The following is a 21787-nucleotide window of genomic DNA, read 5'->3' as shown; positions in this document are numbered from 1 at the left end:
CTTGTAACGGTACGGTCAACACGCACCGAACAGGAGGAAGCCATGAGACCCCTGACAAGATTTCAAGCAAAGCTTTTCACCATACTGACACTCACCCTTACCGCCGTTGCCTTGGAGGGGCTCAACACCGCAGCCCGTGCCGACGAGACCCCGGCGGCGGCCGCGTCGACCAAGGGGATCTGCCCTTACTCCCTGATGCTGCAAAAGTCGGTCGAGGCGCAAAAGGCGTATCTTGCCAAGGTGGAAAAGGCGAAGCTGAACAGCCGGATCGATGACCGGGAGGAGACGGCCGACGCGGACGAAGGCGAGACCTCGGGAGAGCGCTCCTTCGCCCTGGTGAGCTTCTCATGGGGTTCCAGGACCAGGTAAACCGGAAAAGGCTTCTCCCCTAAAGTCCCGCCGGAGTGCCGCCGAAGAGATCGGACAGCACGTATTTTATGAACCGGCCTGCCAAGGGGGCAAACATGCCATGGAGCAATAGAAAAAGCGCACTGATCGCAGCAGCGGCGGCGCTTGTCATAGCCAACGCGGGTCCGGCACCGGCCGACGCACCGCCGGAGATCGACCCGCTGTCGAGGGAATGCATCGGCTGCCACGACGGCGCCGCAGGGCCGGATGTCCGGGTGAACCTGCGCAACAACGCGTCCAACAAGACGATGCATGTGCACTCATTCGACGGGGAGCACCCCATCGGAATGATCTATCAAAGCTACGTGAACAAGCAGGGGTACAAACCGATCTCGCCGCAGGAGCGCAACATGATCATGGTGAACGGCGCCGTGGGGTGCCTCACCTGCCATGATCCCTTGAACCCCGCCAAGGGGCACCTGATCAAGAGCGACAAGAACAGTGCGCTCTGCATCACCTGCCACGACAAATAGTCCCCATCAAGCAAGGCCCGGATTACCCTCCGGGCCTTGACGTTTTACCCCATCCGCTTTTTCCCTTGCAAAAAGAAGCCGCCGGTTCTAAGTTGCCGGCATCCCTTATCAAACCTCGGCGCTACGGAGGAAGCAAATGCAGCCCCTGAACGATTACTTCGCACTGCTCAACACGATGGAGTCCGGCGCGGGAGAGGTCGCCATAGACCGCAACCACAACATGTTCATCATCGGCACCCTCCTGTCGCAAAAGCCGGACGACGTGCTCGAACTCGGTATCGGCACCGGCTATCTCACCGTGAGCCTGATCCACGCGCTGCGTTACAACGGGAAAGGGAAGCTCACCTGCGTCGACAACTGGGGCGACGCGCGCGGCGGCGACATGGAGGACGTGGCGGGTAACCTGCGCATGGCCGGGGTGAACGTGGTCGCCCCGATGGAAGAGCGCACCTTCCTCGTGAACTCCCCCGACAACGCCTACGATTTCCTCATTTCGGACGCCGACCACGTGAACAGCGGCACCTGGGTGGACGAGCACCTGCGCGTGGTGCGCCCGGGCGGCATCCTCTTCTTCCACGACACCAACAACACCGTCGACTATCCGAACATGGCGCTCATCACGCAAAGGGTACGGGAGCTGGACCTCCCCCATTACCACTTCACGAAGAGCAGCAGGCCCGACGAGCGCTGCGAACGCGGTCTCCTCTTCGTCGTCAAACGCTGACAAGGGATCCGTGCGCAACATGACCCAGCTCCTTTCCCCTCTACTAAGCGGCTTCGGCCTCGGTGCCGGTCTCATCATCGCCATCGGGAGCCAGAACGCCTTCGTGCTGCGCCAGGGGCTCAAGCGGCAGCACGTCTTCACCGTCTGCACCATCTGCTTTCTCTGCGACTCCCTGCTCATCTCGCTCGGCGCGGGAGGCTTCAGCACCGTAGTCGCCTCCTCCCCTCTTTTCCTGAAGCTGACGCTCTGGGGAGGGGTCCTGTTTCTATTCGCCTACGGCCTGCGCGCCTTCGCCGCCGCCTTGAGGCCCGGCGCGCTGGAGGCGGAAGACGGCACCGTTTCCGAAGTACCGCTCAGGCAGGTGGCGCTCATGACCGTCTCCTTCAGCCTCCTGAACCCGCACGCCTTCCTGGACACGGTGCTTCTTTTGGGAAGCCTCGCCGGGCAGTACCCGGGAGTGTCCCGTCTCGCCTTCGCCGTCGGCGCCATGGCCGCCTCCCTCACCTGGTTCTACGGCATCGGCTACGGCGCACGCCTCATCGCTCCCCTTTTCCGCAAGCCCAAGGCCTGGCGGATGCTCGACATCATGGTCGGCTGCACCATGTGGATCATCGCCTTCAGGCTCGCCTTTCCCGCACGCTAGCCCCCTCCCCCGTTCGCTTTTTTGACCTGGGTCAAGGAAAAGACCGTTTTCATGTGGTTTACATGTTCCCCTGTTTTTTTATTCACAAAGGGGAGGTATTTCATGATCGATTGCTGTAAGAAGCTGGGAGGGGCGCTGGCGCTGGTACTCATGCTCGCCGGGGCGGCCTTCGCCGGGAAGAGCAACTGCATCACCTGTCACGAGAAGGTGACGCCCAACATCGTAAAGGATTTCCTGGAAGGGGAAATGGGCAAGAGCGGCAGCGTGGACTGCTCCAGCTGTCACGGCAAGGCGCACCAAAGCGCCGCCGACGTCGCCAAGGTGAGCATGCCGACCGAGAAGACCTGCAAGGAGTGCCACACCAAGCAGCACGACCAGTACGCTTCCGGCAAACATGCCGCCGCCTGGGTGGCCATGGACGCCATGCCGACCAACAAGCTCCAGCCCCACGCCTACATCCAGGGGATGAAGGGTTGCGGCGGCTGCCACAAGGTCGGTATCCGCGACGAGAAATCGCGCGCCGACGGGCAGTACGGCTCCCCCTGCAACTCCTGCCATACCCGTCACAAGTTCAGCAAGGCCGAGGCGAAGAAGCCGGAAGCCTGCCGCACCTGCCACATGGGCTTCGACCACCCGCAGTGGGAGATGTGGTCCAACTCCAAACACGGCTCCATCTACCAGATGGAAGGTGATACCGGCCGCGCGCCCACCTGCCAGACCTGCCACATGGGGGACGGCGACCACAACGTGATGACTTCCTGGGGCTTCCTGGCGCTGCGCCTCCCCGAGGAGGACGCCGAGTGGATGGGCTACCGCGTCACCATCCTTAAGGGTCTCGGTGTGCTCGACCCGGCAGGGAAGCCGACCGCGCGCCTCGACCTGGTGAAAGCCGGTAAGGTCGCCCGTCTCTCCAAGGAGGAGTGGCAGGCGTCCCGCGACAAGATGGTGGGGATCTGCAGCAAGTGCCACAGCGCCACCTACGCGAAGACCCAGCTCGGCAACGCCGACCAGATGATCAAGGAAGCCGACAAGCTGATGGCGGAGGCGATCACCATCGTCGCCGGTCTCTACGAGAAGGGGGTCATCAAGCCGCAGAAGGGGCAGCCCGCCTACCCGGACCTCCTCACCTTCTACGACACGAGGACGCCGATCGAGCAGACCCTCTACGTGATGTTCCTGGAGCACCGCATGCGCGCCTTCCAGGGGGCGTTCCACATGAACCCCGACTACGTCACCTGGTACGGCCTAGCCGAGCTGCAGAAGGACCTGGTGGATATCAGGACCGAGGCCGCGGCGATGACCCGCGAGGCGGAGCACAAGAAGTAGCCGGAAAGGGATCAAACAAGAGGCGGGGCGTCGCGAGGCGCCCCGCCTTTTTTGTTGCGCGCGGCATGGGAGTTACCATAAACGCAACGCGTAAAATAGCAAAGTTGCCCGCCGTTGTATTCGCGTTACACTCAAAGAGTCTCAGAGCGCTCTTTGTGAAGCGCCCCATCAATGAACGGAGGTGACTTATGCTGAAAAAACTCGCTTTGACAGTGACAATGCTTTCCATGATCACCGCCTGTGCGTCCACCCACACGAAGCAGGACGCCAACCCAGCCTATGCCTCCCACCAGTTCAGCAACCATGAAGTTGCCATCGTGTGGAAGGCACAGGAAACGGACAAAGGGGTCAGGATCGACGGCACGGTTCAAAACGTGCGTCAGGATCTCCCCTACACCTCGCTCCAGCTCACCGCAAAGCTCATCGACGCCAAAGGCAAGGTCATGGCAAAAGAGACCAAGGCCTTCACCGGGCGCTTCGCCGGCACCGAACCCTTCACCATCGAGATCCCGGTGGAAAACAAGGAGTGCCTCGACGAGTTGGACTTCTCCTACTCGTACGGGCGCGATGAGGACTTCTACAAAGGCGGCTTCCGCAGCGTTCCGTAACCAGCAGCGAGCCTCCAGAAAGCTTTCCGAAAAGGAAAAGGCCCTGGCTTTAATCGAGCCGAGGGCCTTTTTTTATCTTCAGCGATCATGCGCTTTGGCTTTGCCTAGTGCGGGCCGTGGTGCCGCCACCCTTTCCAGTGGCCCCAGTGACCGTGCTCGCCATGGCGGAAGGCCTTGATCGAACCTGCCACCACTCCGGCGGGAATCAGCACGAGCCAGGCGGTCAGGATTATCGCTACGATCGCCAGAAGCACGAGCAGTAACGTTTTCATGGTACGCCTCCTTTCCCCCTCTTAATAAGAAGTGTAGCACACGGGCTCTCACATGAACAAGCCGCTCCGGGGTTTGCAGGGGGCCGATCTCGGGTATCATTCATGACGGTCCGCATCGCAACGGGCATGCTGCGCGGGATCGAGGATCAAAGGGGGTGTGCCATGACGTCCCTTGAGGAAACCGGCAAAGAGGACAAACTGCAGCGCGACCTCGACTACCTCATGGAGTGTCTCGCGGAGATGTTCCACGGCCTGGGCGAGTCCCGGCTCGCCTCCTGCCTTCCCAAGAGCGGCTCGGTCGCCCCCTCCGAGGACTGCAAGTTCGTCAGGGCCTGGTCGGTCGCCTTCCAGCTCCTCGGGATGGCGGAGGAAAACGTCGCGGTCCAGACGAGACGGGCCCTCGAAACGAGCCAGGGGCTGGTCGCCGAACCGGGTCTTTGGGGGAGGGTCCTGGAGAAGCTCTCCCGAAGCGGGGTGCCCGAGGAGGAGATCGCCGCCATGCTCGGGGAGATCCGCGTGGAACCGGTGCTCACCGCCCACCCGACCGAGGCGAAGCGGGCATCGGTGCTGAGGCACCTGCGCGAACTCTACCTGCTCCTCGTGAAAAGGGAAAACACGGTCTGGACCCCCGCGGAGCGCGACGAGATCCGGGAGGAGATCGTGGCGATGCTGGAGCGGCTCTGGCGCACCGGCGAGGTGCACCTGGAAAAGCCGAAGGTGCTGAACGAACTCGCCACCATCATCTACCACCTGCGCGACATCTTCCCGCAGGTGATCCCGATCCTGGACCGCAGGGTCTGCCGGGCCTGGCGCGAGGCGGGGCTCAAGGGGGAACTGTCGCTTTTGACCGAGCGCCTCCCCCGCGTCTCCTTCAGCACCTGGGTGGGAGGGGACCGGGACGGGCACCCGCTGGTGACCGCGGAGGTGACCGAGGCGACCCTGAGGGAGCTTAGGCTGAACGCGCTCATGCTGGTGCACGGGCAGCTCACCACGCTTGGCAGTCGGCTCAGCATATCGCGCCGCCTCCTCGCCCCTCCCCCGGAGCTTACGCGGCGCCTGGAGGAGCTGAAAGCCTCGACCGGTGCGCCGGGGGAGGAGGCACTCAGGCGCAACCCAGAGGAGCCGTGGCGCCAGATGGTGAACATGATGCGCGCGAGGCTCCCGGTGGAGGTGACCGGCGACGGCGAGGTACTCTGCGGAGCCGAGGGCTCCCGCTATTGCCGGGCCGCCGAGCTGGAGGACGACCTGCGCCTTTTGCGGGACAGCCTGGTCGCGCGCGGCGCCGCCCGCCTGGCCGCAGCCGACGTGGTGCCGGTGTTGCGCAGCGTCGAGGTGTTCGGCTTCCACTTGGCCTCGCTGGACATAAGGCAAAACAGCGCCTTCCACGACGCCGCCCTGGAGCAGCTCATGACCGCCGCGACGGGGGAGAGCGGTTTTTTCCGGTGGAGCGAAGAGGAGCGCATCGCCTTTTTGGACCGCGAGCTCGCCTCGTCGCGCCCCTTCCTGCTCCCGGGGACGAAGCCGGTACGCGAGGCGGAAAGCGTCCTCAGCTGCTACCGCGTGCTCGCCGCCCATCTCGGCTCCTTCGGCGGCGCGGGGCTCGGCTCCCTCATCGTCAGCATGACGCGAGGCGTCTCCGATCTCCTCGTGGTCTACCTGCTCGCGCGCGAGGCGGGGCTTGCCGTCCGTGGGACGCAGGGGTTCGCCTGCCGCCTCCCGGTCGTCCCCCTTTTCGAGACCATCGACGACCTGGAGGGAAGCGCCGCAATCCTGGAGCGTTTCCTGGACCACCCGGTGACCGGGCGCACCCTCGCCGAGCTCCACGGCGGGAGACCGGTGCAACAGGTGATGATAGGCTACAGCGACAGCAACAAGGACGGCGGCATCATGGCGAGCCTTTGGGGGCTGTACCGGGCCCAGGAGGCGATGCTCGAGGTGGGACGGCGCAAAGGCGTGCGGCTGCGCTTTTTCCACGGCCGAGGCGGCACCATCAGCCGCGGCGCGGGGCCGACGAGCCGTTTCCTGCGCGGTCTCCCGGAAGGGTCCGCCGGCGGCGACCTGCGCCTGACCGAGCAGGGCGAGGTGATCTCGCAGAAGTACTCGAACCCGTTGAATGCCGCCTACCACCTGGAACTGTTGCTCGCCGGCACCGCCGGGGTGAGCATCCCCGAGCGCCGCGAACCGGGTACCGGGCACCCGCTGGAACCGGTGATGGACCGTCTGGCGCACCGCAGCCGCAGCGAGTACGAGAAGCTCCTGGCCCGCGACGGCTTCGTCACCTTCTTCCGGCAGGCCACCCCCATCGACGTCATCGAGTCGAGCAGCATCGGCTCCCGGCCGGCCCGTCGCACCGACCACGCCACCCTCGCCGACCTGCGCGCCATCCCGTGGGTCTTCAGCTGGAGCCAGGCGCGCTACTTCCTCTCCGGCTGGTACGGCATCGGTTCGGCGCTGGAGGAACTGATGCTCGAGGACGCCCCGCTCTTCGCGCAGTTCGTCCGCTCGACCCAGAGCTGGACCGCCCTGCACTACATCATCAGCAACGCCGCCACCAGCATCGCCAGCGCCGACCCCGCCATCATGGAGGCGTACGCGGGGCTCGTGCAGGAAGACGGGCTCAGGGAGCCCATCCTCGCCGCCATCCACGCAGAGTACCGGCGCACCGTGCGGGTCCTGGAAGAGATCTACGGCGGCCCCCTGGCGGAGCGCCGCCCCGCGGTCCACGTCCCGCTCGCCCGCCGCGCCGACGCGCTGCGCGTGCTGCACGAGCGCCAGATCGCCCTCCTGCGTCAATGGCGCCAGGAGGGGATGCGGCAGAACCGTGAGATGTCGCAAGAACTCCTTTTCCGTCTCCTGGAAACGGTGCACGCCATCGCCGCCGGCCTCGGCACCACCGGTTGACCCCCTCCGCGTAGGGGAATCCGCACCACCCCCCTCCTTAATTCCCCATTAGAGAAGGCCCGCTTTGCTCTTAAGAAAAGGGGCGTTACGCCGAAAAGTCCCACTGAATACGGGGAAATATCCCGTCACGGACCGCCGTCCCCTGAGTAAGGAGCATTGTGATGACCATCAAAGCAAAGCTGATGTTGAACGCCACCATCGTGGTGGTAGCCGTTGCGGCGGTCTCCGTCGCGAGCTTTCTGAGCATGAACTCAATCAGGGGCAAACTCTCGTACCTGACCGAGAAAAGCACGCCGTACCAGGTCCGCACCCTGGAGTTCCAGCGCGCCCTGCAGGGGGCGACCGCCGACCTCGTGAAGGTGGCGGCGGCCCGCAGCCAGACTGACTTCGCCGTAGCAAAGACGGAGGCGGAGAAATCGCTCGCCGAAGTCAGGGGCTCACAGGAAAAGCTGGAGGCGGTCTCGGGTGAGAAGCTCGAGGCGTCCACCGATTTCAACAGCATCGCCCAGGAGCTCTTCGCCACCATGACGGCCCGGCTCGCATCGGAGCGGGACTCGACCCAGGCGCACGCCCTCATCCTGCAGAAGAGCCAGGAAGCGAGCAGCCGCCTGCAGGAGCTGGAGGCGAAGGTCAGAAGCCTGCAGCAGTCGAGTTCGGCCGCCTACACCAAGGCAAACGACGAGACGGACAAGAGTTCGAGAAGCATCGCCAGCATAGAGACGCTGAAGGTCTCGCTCAAAGACATGAGGTACCTCCTCTACGACATACAGCGCTCCCCGGAGAAGAGACGCGTAACCCAGTACCAGGGAGGGCTGAAAAGGATCCAGCAAAACGGCAACATCAGACAGAACAAGCAGATAGGCGGCCTCTTCGCCACGTTCACCTCCAAGGCGGACCAGTTCGTCAAACTGGCCGTCGAGGGGGGTGACGCAAGCCGTGCCGATGCCGTGTTGAAGGAGGCCCTCGCGACGCTTTCCGAGGTCGAGGACCGCATCGAGGACGAGGTCGACCGGGCCCAGGTCCAGGTCGGGAAAATGTCGGACAAGCTGCCGGGGTATCTCTCCCGGGCCAACACCGCGGTGAACGTCCTCTCCTACAACACCGAGCTCGTCTCGCTCGGCAAGTCGCTCGAGGGGCTTTCCGGGCGGCTTTTCTTCGCCAACACACCGAAGGAGCTTGATGCCGTCGCCGCAGAGTTCGCAAAGGATTACGCCCGCCTCACCGTAGTGGAAAAGTCGGTCGCCCAGCTTTTGAAGGCGGCGGGCGCCGAGCGCGAGCTCAGGAACCTGAACGGGGTGGCCGCTTCGCTTGCCGGGGTGCGCGACACCGTCTTCGCCAAGGACGGCATCGTGGCCAAGCTGCACCAGAAGATGCAGCTCCAGGAAAAGGCGGCACAGGGAGGGGCCAGGCTGCGCGACGTGGTCGCGAAGCAGGCGGAAAAAGGGAAACAGACCGTTTCGGTGGCCCAGGAGGGGCAGGAACAGGCAATAGGGACCGTGAACCGCACCGTGCGCTACAGCATGACCCTCATCGTGGTGATCGCGCTCGTTTCCGCCGTCGTCGGCAACCTGGTCGGCATGTGGATCTTCCGCACCATCTCCCGCCCGATAGGCGAGCTGATCGCCATGGCGGAGCAGGCGGCCGAGGGGAACCTGGCCGTCGAGATCGCGGCGACGAGCGCGGACGAGGTGGGGAGGGTGCAGGGGGCGATGGCCCGCATGCTCGGGAGCCTTAGAAACGTGGTGGGGAGGATCGGCGAAGCGACCAGCACCCTCGCCGCGAGCTCCGAGCAGATGGCGGCCACCGCCGGGGTTTTGGAGGACGGCGCGGCGCGCCAGGCTCAGCGCGTAGAGGGTTCCGCCACCGCCATCTCCGAGATGACCACGACCACCATGGACATGGCGAGGAACACGGCGGACACCGCGAACGCGGCGGACACCATGATGGAGATCGCCAAGGAGGGGAAGGACGCGATGCAGCTGACCGCGGAAGAGCTCCGGCACTTCGCCGGAAGCTTCGCGGAAACGGCCCTCATGGTGGAGCAGTTGAGCGACCAGTCCGCACAGATCAGCGAGATCGGCGTCCTGATCAGGGACATCGCCGACCAGACGAACCTTCTCGCCCTGAACGCCGCCATCGAGGCGGCCCGGGCCGGTGAGCAGGGACGGGGCTTCGCCGTCGTCGCCGACAGCGTACGCCAGCTCGCCGAGCGTACCGCGGTCGCCACCGCCGACATCAACCAGACCGTAAAAGCGATGCAGGAGAGCGTGAACAAGTCGGTTACCAAGATGGGGGACGAGCGCAAGTGCGTGGACACCATCGTCGAGCGCGTGCAGGGGACCGGGGATGCGATCGACCGCATCGCGACCTACGTTGAGCAGGTGAACGAGATGGTGCGGCGCATCGCCGTCGCCACCGAGGAGCAGTCGGCATCGAGCAGCGAGGTCTCCCACAACGTGGACGAGATCGCGGGGCTGACCCGCGAGCTGCGCACCGCCTGCAGCGGCATCAGGGAGTCCTCCGCGGGGCTTTCGCACCTGGCCGGTGACCTCAAGGGGATGGTGGAATGGTTCAGGGTGTGACCCGAAGTACGCGCTGGAAATGAAGGAGGCCCCCCGGCACGTGCCGGGGGGCCTTTTTTATTGGTTTGATCCCGTAATTAAGGGGAACAAGTGCCTTTAGCCCCCCTCCCGTCAAAGGAGGGAGAGACCTCAAAGGGCGATTCCCCCGAAGTTTCGGGAAGAACCTTTGTTGCGAAGGGGCCCGGGTGATTCCTTGGTCCGGCCATTACGAGGCAGTTGTCGGTCGGCCTCAGGATGCGGCGCCGGAGAGGACCGACCTCACCTTGGCGGCGAGGCTTCTGACATCGAACGGTTTCTGCAGGAAGTTCACGCTGTCGTGCACCACGCCGTGGTCGGCGATGATGTCGGCGGTATAGCCGGACATGAAAAGGCATTTGAGTCCCGGTCTCAGGGCCTGGAGCCTTTGTGCGAGGTCGCGGCCGTTCATCCCCGGCATCACCACGTCGGTCAGCAGGAGATCGACCCCCCCTTTCGCTTCCGCCACAAGGCGCAGCGCCTCCTCCGGGTCCCTCGCCACCATGAGGCGGTACCCCAGGTTCTCGAGGATGGTGCGGCTCATCTCGATGACCGACGGCTCGTCCTCCACGAGGAGGATGGTCTCCTCCCCCCCCTGGATAGGTTCGACGACCTTCTCCTCCGGTCCCTCGGCTGCCCCGGTCTCGACCGCCGGGAGGAAGATAGCGAAGGTGGTCCCCTCCCCCTTGCGGCTTTCCACCCGGATCCCCCCCTGGTTCTGCTTCACGATGCCGAACACGGTGGCGAGGCCGAGCCCGGTCCCCTTCCCCATCTCCTTGGTGGTGAAGAAGGGCTCGAAGATGTGCTCGAGGAGCGGCTCGTCGATCCCTTCCCCGGTGTCGGTGACGGACAGGAGCACGTAGGCGCCGGGTATGAGGTCCCCCTTGCCGCGGCACTCCGCCTCGCTCAGGACGACGTTTTCCGTACGAATGGTCAGTTTGCCGATCCCGGCGATGGCGTCGCGGGCGTTGACGCAGAGGTTCGCGAGCATCTGGTCCACCTGGGCGGGGTCGATCTTCACCCGGCACGGTCCGGCGCCGGGGATCCAGACCAGCTCGATCCCTTCCCCGATCAGGCGCTCCAGCATGCGGAGCATGCCGGCCACCGTCCCGTTCAGGTCGAGGACCTTCGGCTCGGCGATCTGGCGCCGCGCGAAGGCCAGAAGCTGCTTGGTGATCTCGGCCGAGCGTGCACCGGCGTCGCGGATCGCCTCCAGGTGCCGGCGCTGCATCGGCGAGTGCTCCGGGTCCATCAGGCAAAGCTCGGCGTGCCCCAGGATCACGCTCAGCATGTTGTTGAAATCGTGGGCGACCCCGCCTGCGAGCCTCCCCACCGACTCCATCTTCTGCGCCTGGTAGAACTGCTCTTCCACCTTCCGGTACTGGGTGATGTCCATGACGATGGAAAGGAGCGCCTTGCGTCCGGCGAGGGTGATCACCTCGCCCCAGCGCCGGCAGAGGAGGGGTTCCCCGCTTCTCGTGCGGCAGGTGATCTCCAGGTCCTGGATCCGCCCCTCGCGGGCGAGCTTCTCGCGGATGACGACGGCGTCCTCGGGGCGGATCCAGCCGATTTCCACCGCCGTCTTACCGACCGCCTCCTCCCGGATGAACCCGGAGGTGGTGCAGAACTTGTTGTTCACGTCGAGAAAGCGCCAGTCGTCGAGCGAGGTGAGCGAGATCATCACGGGGGCGCTGTCCCAGGCGGCGGCGAACTTCTCGTTGCTCTCCCTGAGGCGCTCCTCCACCCTCGCCCGCCCGGTTATCTCCTGCTGCAGCTCGCGGTTCAGCGCCTCAAGCTGCAGGGTACGCTCGACCACGCGCTGTTCGAGCCCCTCTTGCGACTGCTTCAGCCGGTCCACCATGGCGTTGAAGGAATAGGCAAGCTCGATGGTCTCCCTGGTCCCCTCCAGGGGGACCCTGAGGGTCAGGTCGCCCCCCTCGATCTCCGCCGCGGTCCTGGCGATCCGCTCCAGGGGGCGCCCCAGCACCCGGGCCACCACGAGGGCGCAGCAAAGGGTGACCGCGATCCCGAGCGCGCTGAAGACGAGGGCGCGCTTGAGCTGCCGGCGCACCGGCGCCATCGCCTCGGCCTCGTCGATCTTCACCACCATCCCCCAGGAGACCTCGGGGTTTAACGGGATGTGCCTGAAGGCGGCGAGCACCGGGGCACCGCGGTAGTCGAGCGTCCTGATCGCCCCCTCGCTCCCCTCCGTGGCAAGGCGCGTCGCCTTGCCGCCGTCCACCGTGACAAGCGGTATCGCGGGGGTTCCCCCCGGCATCGGGTGCCTTGTGGTCATGAGGAAGCGGCGTTTGCCGTCCACCATGACCACCTCTCCGGAGCGCCCGAGGACCCCGGCGATGGAACCTTCCAGAAGCGGCTTCATGACCTGGTCCAGGTCCACGGAAAAGTCAAGGAGCAGGACCGGCCGCTCGTCCGGGGTCAGGTCCTGGCCTACCTGCCTGATCAGGTGCAGCCGCGCGCTGCGCCCGGGGCCGCCCGGGAGAAAGCTCACGGTTTCGTCGCTACCCGGGCGGGAAGCTTCCGCGAGGAGCGCCGGGGCGAGCGGGGGATCGGGGAGGTCATCGGTACCTCCCGCCACCAGCGCACCGGTTTGGGGGTCGACGATGCGGACCGCCTCGTAGCGGTAAGCGGAGCGCACCACCTCCAGCCACTCGCCAAGCGCCCGGTCCGCCGGCTGCTTGCCGGCGCGGACCCGTTGCACCGCGAGGGACCTGACGGCGGGGGCACTGGCGACGGAAAGGGTGTCGGAGTGGCGCTCCTCGAGCCAGGAGGTGATGAGCTTCTTGTTGCCGTCGGCGATGGAGGAAAGGACGGTGAGTTCCTTGGCGGTGCTGTCGGCGACCCTCCCCTTGGTCACCCCGAAGGGAAGGCCGTAGAGCTCGCTCAGTTGCACCGCCATGAGGACCAACAGGGAGAGGGTGCAGAAGGTGATGACGACCCGTCCGCCGATCCCGGAGTGCCAGGGCATGCGCGGCCTGGGATGTGCGGCCGTTTCCTCAGTCATAGTCGAACCTGGTGAGGCGGTACTGTTTCGGGTTTTTCATCACATGGTCGAGGTATTCGAACTTGAAGCTTCCCTTCAGCATGGACCACTGCACCGAAGCGGGCACCTTGCCGAGCTTTTTCAGGAAGAGGAACTCGTCGCAAAGGCTCGAGCCGTCCGCCTCGATCCCCCTCGGGAGCCGGGGCACCCTGCCTACCGCCTTAAAATCCGAGCGCAGGTCCTGGACCAGGCGCGCCTGGGCGCCCTGCGGCAGCGGTTTGCCGTTCAGGGCCGCGATGTCCGCCGCATTCCACTGTGCGACTTTTTGCAGCGCGCCCCGGTCCCGTTCCACCCACATCAGGGCCCGCGTCAGCGCCGCGGCGAGCAGGCGGGGGACCTCCGGGTGGAGCTCGGCGACCTTGCCGCTCATGGCGAGGAAGGCGACGCTTTTTTGCTTGCCGATGGCGGCGAAGCGGTCAGGATAGCGCGCGAGGGTGAGTTCCGGGGTGGGGGCCCAGGCCGCGTAGGCGTCGATGCTCCCCTTCAGGAGGGCGTCCTCCATCTCGTTCACCTCCATCGGGACCAGCACCGCATCCGCTTCGCCCAGCCCGCTTCCGGCCAGGGTCTTCATGAGCGCGAAGTGCCCGGTGGTCCCGAAGGCGTTGCCGATCCGCTTTCCTTTCAGATCGGCGGCCATCATCCCCTTGGGACCGATCACGGAGACGTAGTTCTGCTTGAGCAGCGTCACGGCGCAAAGCGGCATCCCTGAGGCGACCGCCTTTATGAAGGGCATATCCCCAATCGTGGAGAGCACCGCGCGTCCCTGGGCAAGCTGCGTGACCGCCTCGCCCCCGTCGCGCACCGGGAGCATGGTCAGCTGGAAGCCTTGGCGGACAAGTGCATCGCGCAGGATGCGGTCGCGCTGCAGCGCCGCGGCGAGCGCCCCCCCCGGAGAGGCGAGCGGCTGGTAGCTGAAGCCAAGCGGCACCGGTTTCGCCGCTACCGCGGCGGGAACGAGGACGAGCAGCACGAGAAGCGCAAGATGCAGTCGGCGAAAACGAAGCAGGGCGTGGCACGCCCTGCGGGCGGGAGTGGCTGGCATACGTTATCCTCCGGCGCTCACGGCGCGTAGTCAAAGGTGGTCAGGCGAAACCGCGAGCGCCTGCCGAGGACGGACTCCAGAAGATCGGGACGGATGCTGGAACGAACCCGCTCACGCGAGGCGTTGGCCGGGATCCTGCCGATGCTCTTCAGGAAGTCGAACTCGCGCAGCAGGTTCGAGTTCGGGTCACGGTCCGCGGCTGAGATGAGCGGTGCCGCGGGGACGTCGAGGAGGTCGCTGCGGGTGATCGCCGCGATGTCGGCGGCGGTGACCTCCGCGTTCCTGCCGCTGAAGGCCGTCATCCCCTGGACCGCCCAGCGGCTGGCCGTGTTCAGGTTGCTCCCCTTCTTGAGCCAGCGCACGGCCCGGATGAGAGCCGCCAAGAGCGCGTCCGCCGCGGGACGGTTAACCTGCAGCAGCCCTCCGGAAAGGGCGAAGAAGGAAAGGCTCACCTGACGGTAGATGACGCAGAACTGTCCCGGGTACTTCTTCATGGTCATGGTCGGCGTCGGCTCCCAGGCGGCGAAGGCGTCGATACGCCCCTGTGCCAGCGCCTCCGGCAGCTTTTGCAACTCCATGGGGACCAGGTTCACCTCGCGCTCCGAGAGGCGGACCGAGGCGAGCGCCTGCAACAAGGCATAGTGGGAGGTGGAACCGGGAACGTTACCCACCTTTTTCCCGGCCAGCTGCTCCAGCACCACGTTGCTGCGCGCGAGCACCGAGGAATAGCTCCGCTTCACCGTCCCCGCGATGACGAGGTCGCTCGAGCTTGCCGCCTCGATGGCGGGCATGTCCGAGAACATCACCGCGTCGACCTGGCGGCTGTGCACCAGCGGGACCGCATCGGCTCCCTTGGCCAGGGTGCGAAACGCGATGCTGCAGCCGGCCCGCTCCAGCTCCCGCTTGAGCAGGCGGTCCCTTTTCAGCGTTTCCCCGAGAACGGCGACGGGGACCGCCATCGGGAAATAGACGAAGGTGATCACCGTCGGCTCCGCGGCGGGCCTTGTTACTTTGGAAGCCAAGGGCGCACCGGCAGCCGCAACGGCAAAGAACTGCAGAAGCAGCATCACCCAGATCACTTTGACTGCATAGCGGATGGCAATAGGAGATTGGTTCATCAGTCGCCTGTTTGAGACAGAATCAATGACACGTGAAGTTGGTTTACTGATCGGCGATGGACAGAGATAGCTTGAGCATTTTCCACACAGATAGTGCGGGTTTGGCAATATAAGATGACACAAGGGAAGTGGACAAGGAAATAGGTGATTGCGCACCGCTTGGGAAAGTGTGGAGGAAGGTTGACTTGAAGGTAAAATGCTGTATCTGAACAGCTTGTGCCGCAGCGCCCATCCAAGCCGGGGCCTAAAAAGCGCCCCAGAAGGAGGATAGCGATGAGTTTCATCACCGTGGGGAAGGAGAACTCCTGCAGCATCGACCTGTACTACGAGGACATGGGACAGGGGCAGCCGGTGGTTTTGATCCACGGCTGGCCGCTTAGCAGCCGGTCATGGGAGAAACAGGTGCCGGCGCTGCTGAAGGCAGGGTACCGGGTGGTCACTTACGACCGGCGCGGGTTCGGGGGGTCGGGCAGGCCGTCCACCGGGTACGACTACGATACGCTCGCCGCCGATCTAAACGTGCTGATGAACGCACTCGACCTGCGCGACGCGGTGCTGGTCGGTTTCTCGATGGGTGGGGGCGAGGTCGCGCGCTACCTGGGCCGCTACGGTGCCGAGCGGGTGCAAAAGGCGGTCTTCATGGGGGCGGTGCCCCCGTTTCTGCTGAAGACGCCGGAGAACCCCGCCGGGCTTGACGGGAGCATCTTCGAGGGGATCCGGCAGGGGATCGGGCGCGACCGGCTCTCTTTTCTGACGAGCTTTCTGGGGAATTTCTACAACGTGCATGCCCTGGGGAGGAGGCAGGTAAGCGAGGAGGTGCTGCGTCTTGGCTGGAACATCGCGGCGGGGGCGTCCCCCATCGGGACCCTGGCCTGCGTGACCTCCTGGCTCACCGATTTCAGGGACGACCTTCTGAGCATCAAGATCCCCACCCTGGTGATCCACGGCGACGACGACCGGATCCTCCCCTTCGCCGCCACCGGGAGCCGGACGCACGAGGCGGTGGCGGGAAGCCGCCTCGTCGTGGTCGCCGGCGCGCCGCACGGCCTCAACTGGACCCACGCCGAAGAGGTGAACGACGGGCTGATCGACTTTCTGCAGGAAGCGCTGTAGGAAGCAAGGAGCCTAGGACGACACCTCGAACTCCCTGAACCTGCGCACCGCCTCGGGAATGGCATCTTCGGTGACGTTCCCGAAGGCGAGGCGCAGGTACCCTTCCAGGCCGGGGCCGAACACCTCGCCCGGCAAAAGCAGCATCCCCGCCTCCTCCACCAGCCGCTTCACGACCTGGCGGCCGGTCTTCCCGCTGCACGGATGCGCCACCCACCCGAAGAACGGCCCGCTCGCCACCAGGCGAAACGGGTTGCCCGCCTTCTCCATCTCGGCACGGAACACCTCGTGGCGCCGCTCCATCATGACCCGGTTGCGCGCGACCCATTCACCCAGGTGCTCGAAACCGTATTTGACCGCGTGCTGGGTCACCCGCGGCTGGCAGACCGCCATGGTGTCCTGCACCTTGAGGGCGTGGCCGATGAACTCCTTGGAGGCGGCGAGCATCCCGGCACGGTAGCCGGTGAGGGCGAAGGTCTTGCCGAAGGAGGCGATGTGGACGAAGTGGTCCCCCCAGTTCGGGTCCTCGAAGAGCCGGTGCGGTCTCACGCCGCCGGTGATGAAGCTGTTGTAGGTCTCGTCGAGGACGAGCGCCAGGTTGCGGCGGCGGGCGAGCGCGTAGAGCTCGCGCACCGTGACCGGCGGGGTCACCGCACCGGTCGGGTTGCTCGGCGTGACGATGAGGATGGCGCGTGTTTTGTCGGTGATGAGCGCCTCTATGGCGGCGAGGTCCGGGAGTCCCCCCGTCTTCTCGTCGAAGGGGGCGAAGACGCAGCGGATGCCCAAGGAGGCGAGCGCCATGGGGTGGTCGAAGTAGGCGGGGAGCTGCACGATCACCTCGTCCCCCGCGCGGCACAGGGTCACCATGGCGAGCCACAGCGCCTGGCTCGCGCCGATGGTGAGGCAGATCCGGGAGGGGTCGATGCAGGCGCCGTAGAGTTCGCGGTAGCCGCGGCAGACCGCATCGCGCACCTCGGGGAGCCCCTCGTCGATGCTGTAGCGCGAGGTGAGCGGGTCGCGCATCACCTCTTCCAGGTGGTCGATCAGCTCGGGGGGGGGCGGGTAGTCGGGGATCGCCTGGCAGAGGTCGATGAGGGGGAGTTCCGGGCTCGCCGCGGCGAGCCATCCCTTCACCTCGGAGATGGGGGGCGGGTGCACTCCACGCACCAGGGGGGAAACCGGGAACTTCATGCGGCAGCTCCTGCAACGGCAAAAGCCGTTCAACGTTCAACGTTCAACGTTCAACGTTCAACGTTCAACGTCAGACCAGTCGGACGGGTCGGACCAGTCGGACGGGTCGGACGGGTCGGACGGGTCCGACCCTCGGACAAAAAAACGGCCCCTCCGTTTCCGGGGGGCCGTCCACAAAAGACTAATGCTCGGGGGGGGTGGTGAGGTACTGCTCGAACTGCCGCTTGTCCTGACAGCAGCGGTACGCCTCCTCCGGGCTCACACGCTTGGTCTTCAAAAGATCGAGGATGTGCTGGTCCATAAGCTGCATCCCGTCCTTTCGACCGGTCTGCATGATCGATGGGATCTGGAAGGTCTTCCCTTCCCGGATCAGGTTGCCGACCGCGGGGTTCCAGACCATGATCTCCTGGGCGGCCGCCCTCCCCTTCCCGTCGGCGGTCTTCAAAAGCTGCTGACAGACGACCCCCTTGAGCGACTCGGAGAGGATGGCGCGCGCCTGTTCCTGGGCGTCCTTCGGAAAGACGTCGATGATGCGGTCCACCGTCTTCGCGGCGGAGCTCGTGTGCAGTGTGCCGAAGACGAGGTGCCCGGTCTCGGCGGCGCTCATGGCGAGGCCGATGGTCTCCAGGTCGCGCATCTCGCCTACCAGGATCACGTCCGGGTCCTCCCTCAACGCCGCCCTTAAAGCGCTCGAAAAGCTCTCGGAATGCTCGCCGATCTGGCGCTGGTTGAAGAGCGACATCTTGTTCTCGTGGATGAACTCGAGCGGGTCCTCGAGGGTCAGGATGTGCTCGCGCCGCGTGCTGTTGATCAGGTCGATCATGGCGGCAAGGGTGGTGGACTTGCCGCTCCCGGTAGGCCCTGTGACGAGCACGAGCCCCTTCCTTAGCTTGGTCATGTTCCTGATACCGTCGGGAAGACCCAGATCGTCGGCCGAGAGGATCTTGCTCGGGATGATCCTGAACACGGCCGCGATGCCGCGGTGCTGCAACATGTAGTTGCCGCGGAAGCGCGCCAGCCCAGGTACCGAGTAGGCGAAGTCGAGGTCGTGCTTCTCCTCGAAGGTCTCGCGCTGCTTCGGCGTCAGGATCTCGAAGAGGATCGCCTTAAGCTCCTCGTGGGAAAGCGTTTTGAAGTTCTGACGCTCCATTTCGCCGCGCAAACGGAAAATCGGGGGAGAGCCCGCGGAGAGGTGCAAATCGGAAGCCCCGGCATCGTGCATCAGCTTGAACAGCGCATCAATCCTTGCCATATCTCATCTCCGTCACAGTAGTATCGAGGCGACATATTCGCCCGGGGAGATTTCCCCGCGCTCGAGGAGCTCGAGCCCCTCTTCGGCCACGCCACGGAAGCCGGACTCCCTTAAGTAGCGGAGCATCTCGTCGCTGTTGCGGATCATCTCAAGCGCCTCCAGGAGCTCGCCGTCGAAACGGAGCACCTCCAGGAGGTATTTCCTCCCCAGGTAGCCGGTCTGGTCGCAGGCCGGGCAGCCGACGGGGCGGAAAGAGGCGCGCTCGGCAGCCGGAAGCCTCAGTGCGGCCGACTCCTCCGGTGCGGGTACGTAGCGTTCCTTGCACTCGGGGCAGAGGAGGAAAACGCTGCGGCAGCCGATCACCCCCTTCAGATGGGTCGGGATCAGGAAGTTCTTCTGGATCAGGTAGAGAAGCTGTTTCAGCACCTCACCCTTGCTCCCGTGCGAGATCCCGGCAAGCACCAGTTTGCCGCGCATCACCGCCTTGCTCGCCGCGATGAAGGCGGGAAGCTCGGTTATGTCCTCGATGACGAGGGTGTCGGGATCGTGGTCCATGGCCCGGGTCACCACGGCGGCGGTGTCGTCGGCGATGCAACGCGCCAGGGGGAGGCGGGGAAAGCGCACCCTGCCGCGCCCGAGCCGCTCACCCACGATCATCACGTTGCGGTCGGTGTGGTCGCACGAGTCGAGGAAGAGGTCGATGAGCCTGCCGCGCGTCTCCGGCTCCCTGCCGTAGAAGAGGATGAGACCGTCGCGGACGCCGGTAAGGGCGTCGAGGTCGGCGCGCTGCCGCGGGGCGAGCCCCAGGTCGTCGAAGGAGGTTAGCTGCGGCGCGCTCACGTGCAGCCTGAGCGTCACGTACTCGCCGCCGTCCCCAGCCATGAGGAGCGCCTGGAAGGGGATCTTCTTTCCCTGCAACACGAACCTGAGCACGCCGTTCGCCGCCCCCTGGGTGGCAGCGGGGAGCGAGCAGAGGCGCCGGATGCGCTCGGTGAGAAGGGCGTAGTGGGTCCCGGCGAGGCTGCCGAGTTCGGTGGTCTTTCTCCCGGCGCGGGCGAGAAAGCGCACCCGTTCCCCCAGGGGCTGCAGGGCAAGGCTGTCGAACTTCTGCTGCACCACGCGCAAGAGGAGGTGGTTCAAAAGGGTCGCGCAGGTGAGGTCCGTGTTGATCGAGGAGAGAACGGCCGCGCTGAAAAGCCCCGAGGAGAAACCGAGTTCCGGCTCCGTGACGTCGGGCCCGTAGAGGATCTCGTGCATCTCGCGGATCTCGCGGATGAGACCGACGGAGATGTTGACGTGACACCCGGTGACGCGGGAGAGTTCCTCGATGGCGCCCTTGTCGAGCGGGTCGGCCATGGCGACCGAGAGCTCGGTGCCGGTAAGCACCACCGGACAGAGGCTGTAACGCCGCGCCAGCTCACCCGGGACCTTCTCCACGGCGGCGGGGTCGATGTTCTCCTTTTTGAGGCGTACGTAGGGGATGTTCAGCTGGTTGGCGAGCGCCCAGTCGATGTCCTCCTGGGTGACCACCCCCATGCGGACCAGCGCTTCGCCGACCCGGCATCCCGAGACCTTCTGCGCCTCGAGGGCGGCCCTCAACTCATGTTCGGTGATGATCTGCGATTTGAAAAGGACCTCACCGATGGATCCTTCCTTGACAAGCCCGTTCATTGCATTACCTCCGGGTTCCTGCAGATGGCGGTGCCACGGAAATGTACCCGAAAACGCTTCGAATGACAATTGACAATGGCAAGACACAAATCAATTGACAATTGACAGTGGACAATTGACAATGCCACGTTTGATGCAGGCATAGAAGCCTATTGCCACGTACCTCTACAAGCAGAACCTCAACGCAGATCCCCTTCCTGACTATCCGTAAGTCGCGTTGCAAGTCACTGCCATCATTACTGAAAAAGACAACAAGTTGTCAATTGCCAATTCTCAATTGTCAATTGAATAAGGAGTTTGCATGCAGAGAAAAGCCATCGCCCTGCTCTCGGGCGGACTTGATTCCACCCTCGCCGTGAAGGTGCTCCTCGAACAGGGGATCGCAGTAGAGGCGCTCAACTTCACCTCTCCCTTCTGCACCTGCACCGGAAAGAACGCCGGCTGCAAGTCGGAAGCGGTCCGGGTCGCGGAGGAGTTCAAGATCCCCATCAAGGTGATGCACAAGGGAACCGACTACCTCGAGATCGTCAGGAACCCGAAGCACGGCTACGGCAAGGGGATGAACCCCTGCGTCGACTGCCGCATCTTCCTTTTGCAGAAGGCGAAACAGTACATGGAGGAATCGGGCGCCGACTTCGTCATCACCGGCGAGGTGCTGGGCCAGCGCCCCATGAGCCAGCGCCGCGACACGCTGCGCGTGATCGAGCGCGAGAGCGGCCTCGAGGGGCTCCTCTTGCGCCCCCTCTCGGCGAAGCACTTCAACCCGACCATCCCCGAGCAGCAGGGGTGGGTGGACCGCGAGAAGCTCCTCTCCATCTCGGGGCGCTCCAGGAAGGAGCAGTTCGAGCTCGCCGAGGAGCTCGACGTGAAAAACTACCCCTGCCCGGCCGGCGGGTGCCTGTTGACCGAGCTCTCCTTTGTCGGCAAGATCCGCGACGTCTTCGACAACTCGGACGAACTGAACATGAGGGACTTCAGGCTCCTGAAACTCGGGCGCCACTTCAGGATCGGCCGTCGCACCAAGGTTATCGTCGGTAGAAACGAGGCGGAGAACGATCTCGTCGAGCGCAACATTCAGGCGGGCGAGGCGGCGCTGCGCTGGAAGGACGGCAAGAGCCCGCTCGCGGCGCTCATGGGGGAGAGCTCTCCCGAGCTCCTCGAGCGCGCGGCACAGATCCTTTTGCGCTACACCAAGGCGGAGCCGGGTGAAACCGCCACCATCGCAGTCACCTGCGACGGCGTCGAGAGCGAGTTCGTAACGGCCAACGCCTTGGACGAGGCGGCGGTGGAGAGCCTCAGGGTTTAAACGATGGTCTGATTAGATCATGCAAGAGCTGCCGAAGCACCTGGCGCGCAAGCCGACGTCAGAGTGAGACCAAAGGAAAAT

General features: G+C 64.7%; 17 protein-coding genes. 10 read left to right on the top strand and 7 right to left on the bottom strand.

Annotated features, from left to right (window positions below):
- Positions 1 to 42 precede the first annotated feature (42 nt).
- The 6 genes from D6Z24_RS04320 to D6Z24_RS04295 all read left to right on the top strand — a co-directional run bounded on the left by D6Z24_RS04320 (position 43) and on the right by D6Z24_RS04295 (position 4182).
- The gene (locus tag D6Z24_RS04320; protein ID WP_129125292.1) at positions 43 to 369 is read left to right on the top strand and encodes a hypothetical protein; all 327 of its coding nucleotides are present in this window, start codon (positions 43 to 45) and stop codon (positions 367 to 369) included.
- A 95-nt stretch (positions 370 to 464) separates the two neighbouring features.
- Complete coding sequence (locus D6Z24_RS04315) at positions 465 to 881, top strand: cytochrome c3 family protein (protein WP_162605068.1); 417 nt, start codon at positions 465 to 467, stop codon at positions 879 to 881.
- 136 nt (positions 882 to 1017) lie between these two features.
- Positions 1018 to 1605, top strand: a complete 588-nt coding sequence (locus D6Z24_RS04310; protein ID WP_129125290.1) for a class I SAM-dependent methyltransferase — start codon at positions 1018 to 1020, stop codon at positions 1603 to 1605.
- Positions 1606 to 1624: 19 nt separating this feature from the next.
- Entirely contained in the window at positions 1625 to 2248 is a 624-nt protein-coding gene (locus D6Z24_RS04305; RefSeq protein WP_129125428.1) for a LysE/ArgO family amino acid transporter, read from the top strand.
- A gap of 102 nt (positions 2249 to 2350) precedes the next feature.
- A complete protein-coding gene (locus D6Z24_RS04300) occupies positions 2351 to 3574 on the top strand; it encodes a multiheme c-type cytochrome (protein ID WP_129125289.1) in 1224 nt (407 codons plus the stop codon).
- Positions 3575 to 3762: 188 nt separating this feature from the next.
- Positions 3763 to 4182 (top strand): hypothetical protein, encoded by a 420-nt coding sequence (locus tag D6Z24_RS04295; protein ID WP_129125288.1) that lies wholly within the window; start codon positions 3763 to 3765, stop codon positions 4180 to 4182.
- Positions 4183 to 4286: 104 nt separating this feature from the next.
- On the opposite strand, the gene D6Z24_RS21600 is transcribed toward D6Z24_RS04295, so the two are convergent.
- Entirely contained in the window at positions 4287 to 4454 is a 168-nt protein-coding gene (locus D6Z24_RS21600; RefSeq protein WP_198419503.1) for a hypothetical protein, read from the bottom strand.
- Positions 4455 to 4616: 162 nt separating this feature from the next.
- Here D6Z24_RS21600 and D6Z24_RS04290 point away from each other — a divergent pair, with 162 nt between their 5' ends.
- Positions 4617 to 7355 carry a phosphoenolpyruvate carboxylase gene (locus tag D6Z24_RS04290; RefSeq protein ID WP_129125287.1) on the top strand — a complete coding sequence of 913 codons (2739 nt, stop codon included), beginning with the start codon at positions 4617 to 4619 and terminating at the stop codon, positions 7353 to 7355.
- Between the two features lie 161 nt (positions 7356 to 7516).
- Positions 7517 to 9937 carry a methyl-accepting chemotaxis protein gene (locus tag D6Z24_RS04285; protein WP_129125286.1) on the top strand — a complete coding sequence of 807 codons (2421 nt, stop codon included), beginning with the start codon at positions 7517 to 7519 and terminating at the stop codon, positions 9935 to 9937.
- A gap of 229 nt (positions 9938 to 10166) precedes the next feature.
- On the opposite strand, the gene D6Z24_RS04280 is transcribed toward D6Z24_RS04285, so the two are convergent.
- From D6Z24_RS04280 to D6Z24_RS04270, 3 genes are read right to left on the bottom strand one after another with little or no spacing between them, the layout of a single operon-like run.
- Positions 10167 to 12977 carry a response regulator gene (locus D6Z24_RS04280; RefSeq protein WP_129125285.1) on the bottom strand — a complete coding sequence of 937 codons (2811 nt, stop codon included), beginning with the start codon at positions 12975 to 12977 and terminating at the stop codon, positions 10167 to 10169.
- Entirely contained in the window at positions 12970 to 14058 is a 1089-nt protein-coding gene (locus D6Z24_RS04275; protein ID WP_129125284.1) for an ABC transporter substrate-binding protein, read from the bottom strand. Before D6Z24_RS04275 ends, D6Z24_RS04280 begins: the two co-directional genes overlap by 8 nt.
- Positions 14059 to 14075: 17 nt before the next feature.
- Complete coding sequence (locus D6Z24_RS04270; RefSeq protein ID WP_129125283.1) at positions 14076 to 15176, bottom strand: ABC transporter substrate-binding protein; 1101 nt, start codon at positions 15174 to 15176, stop codon at positions 14076 to 14078.
- Between the two features lie 273 nt (positions 15177 to 15449).
- Between D6Z24_RS04270 and D6Z24_RS04265 the strand changes: the two genes are divergently transcribed.
- Complete coding sequence (locus D6Z24_RS04265; RefSeq protein WP_129125282.1) at positions 15450 to 16289, top strand: alpha/beta fold hydrolase; 840 nt, start codon at positions 15450 to 15452, stop codon at positions 16287 to 16289.
- A gap of 12 nt (positions 16290 to 16301) precedes the next feature.
- Here D6Z24_RS04265 and D6Z24_RS04260 read toward each other — a convergent pair whose 3' ends face one another.
- The 3 genes from D6Z24_RS04260 to D6Z24_RS04250 form a co-directional block, all read right to left on the bottom strand.
- Positions 16302 to 17477, bottom strand: a complete 1176-nt coding sequence (locus D6Z24_RS04260; RefSeq protein WP_129125281.1) for an aminotransferase — start codon at positions 17475 to 17477, stop codon at positions 16302 to 16304.
- A gap of 181 nt (positions 17478 to 17658) precedes the next feature.
- Positions 17659 to 18729, bottom strand: coding sequence for a type IV pilus twitching motility protein PilT (locus D6Z24_RS04255; RefSeq protein ID WP_129125280.1), 1071 nt, complete (start codon positions 18727 to 18729; stop codon positions 17659 to 17661).
- A gap of 12 nt (positions 18730 to 18741) precedes the next feature.
- On the bottom strand, positions 18742 to 20400 hold the full coding sequence (locus D6Z24_RS04250) for a GspE/PulE family protein (protein ID WP_129125279.1): 1659 nt from the start codon (positions 20398 to 20400) through the stop codon (positions 18742 to 18744).
- Positions 20401 to 20701: 301 nt separating this feature from the next.
- On the opposite strand from D6Z24_RS04250, the gene D6Z24_RS04245 reads away from it, so the two are divergent.
- Entirely contained in the window at positions 20702 to 21706 is a 1005-nt protein-coding gene (locus tag D6Z24_RS04245) for a hypothetical protein (RefSeq protein WP_129125278.1), read from the top strand.
- Positions 21707 to 21787: the final 81 nt, after the last annotated feature.

Origin of the sequence: Geomonas oryzae, from assembly GCF_004117875.1 — a bacterium.
In the GTDB taxonomy this organism is placed as follows: Bacteria; Desulfobacterota; Desulfuromonadia; order Geobacterales; family Geobacteraceae; genus Geomonas; species Geomonas oryzae.
The sequence above is the reverse complement of the archived record's forward strand: the minus strand, read 5'-3'. Positions and strand labels throughout refer to the sequence as shown.

Excerpts from the sequence above, each read along its gene's own strand:
- D6Z24_RS04290 (WP_129125287.1), top strand. The coding sequence starts at position 4,617 with ATGACGTCCCTTGAGGAAACCGGCAAAGAGGACAAACTGCAGCGCGAC.
- D6Z24_RS04265 (WP_129125282.1), top strand. The coding sequence starts at position 15,450 with ATGAGTTTCATCACCGTGGGGAAGGAGAACTCCTGCAGCATCGACCTG.
- D6Z24_RS04320 (WP_129125292.1), top strand. The coding sequence starts at position 43 with ATGAGACCCCTGACAAGATTTCAAGCAAAGCTTTTCACCATACTGACA.
- D6Z24_RS04285 (WP_129125286.1), top strand. The coding sequence starts at position 7,517 with ATGACCATCAAAGCAAAGCTGATGTTGAACGCCACCATCGTGGTGGTA.
- D6Z24_RS04245 (WP_129125278.1), top strand. The coding sequence starts at position 20,702 with ATGCAGAGAAAAGCCATCGCCCTGCTCTCGGGCGGACTTGATTCCACC.
- D6Z24_RS04255 (WP_129125280.1), bottom strand. The coding sequence starts at position 18,729 with ATGGCAAGGATTGATGCGCTGTTCAAGCTGATGCACGATGCCGGGGCT.
- D6Z24_RS04270 (WP_129125283.1), bottom strand. The coding sequence starts at position 15,176 with ATGAACCAATCTCCTATTGCCATCCGCTATGCAGTCAAAGTGATCTGG.
- D6Z24_RS04260 (WP_129125281.1), bottom strand. The coding sequence starts at position 17,477 with ATGAAGTTCCCGGTTTCCCCCCTGGTGCGTGGAGTGCACCCGCCCCCC.
- D6Z24_RS04300 (WP_129125289.1), top strand. The coding sequence starts at position 2,351 with ATGATCGATTGCTGTAAGAAGCTGGGAGGGGCGCTGGCGCTGGTACTC.
- D6Z24_RS04310 (WP_129125290.1), top strand. The coding sequence starts at position 1,018 with ATGCAGCCCCTGAACGATTACTTCGCACTGCTCAACACGATGGAGTCC.
- D6Z24_RS04305 (WP_129125428.1), top strand. The coding sequence starts at position 1,625 with ATGACCCAGCTCCTTTCCCCTCTACTAAGCGGCTTCGGCCTCGGTGCC.
- D6Z24_RS21600 (WP_198419503.1), bottom strand. The coding sequence starts at position 4,454 with ATGAAAACGTTACTGCTCGTGCTTCTGGCGATCGTAGCGATAATCCTG.
- D6Z24_RS04250 (WP_129125279.1), bottom strand. The coding sequence starts at position 20,400 with ATGAACGGGCTTGTCAAGGAAGGATCCATCGGTGAGGTCCTTTTCAAA.
- D6Z24_RS04295 (WP_129125288.1), top strand. The coding sequence starts at position 3,763 with ATGCTGAAAAAACTCGCTTTGACAGTGACAATGCTTTCCATGATCACC.
- D6Z24_RS04315 (WP_162605068.1), top strand. The coding sequence starts at position 465 with ATGCCATGGAGCAATAGAAAAAGCGCACTGATCGCAGCAGCGGCGGCG.
- D6Z24_RS04275 (WP_129125284.1), bottom strand. The coding sequence starts at position 14,058 with ATGCCAGCCACTCCCGCCCGCAGGGCGTGCCACGCCCTGCTTCGTTTT.
- D6Z24_RS04280 (WP_129125285.1), bottom strand. The coding sequence starts at position 12,977 with ATGACTGAGGAAACGGCCGCACATCCCAGGCCGCGCATGCCCTGGCAC.